At 50.0% G+C, this 234-nt stretch carries 1 protein-coding gene; it reads right to left on the bottom strand.

All coding sequences use genetic code 11. The features are described 5' to 3' along the window. Positions 1 to 234 (bottom strand): ribonucleotide-diphosphate reductase subunit beta (locus ACYP03_RS28100; RefSeq protein WP_459782950.1); only part of this gene is annotated, 234 nt, incomplete at both ends.

The raw sequence follows: 234 nt of genomic DNA, 5'->3' as shown, positions 1-234 counted from the left end.
AACAGATACTCCGCCCATTCTTTTTCCTGTTCTGCGGCATCTTTAAAAATGTCAAAGCTCAGCTGTTCACACTCACGGGCAATGTCCGCCATCTCAGGATCATCCTGACCGGTGCGCATCAGGTTAAGGATATGCTGAGTGCCTGTCAGGTGCAGCGCTTCATCACGTGCGATCAGCTTGATGATTTTGGCATTACCTTCCATCAACTCACGCTCAGCGAAGGCAAAAGAGCAG

Source organism: Photobacterium sp. R1 (assembly GCF_054600795.1).
This window is presented reverse-complemented; position numbering and strand designations above follow the sequence as displayed.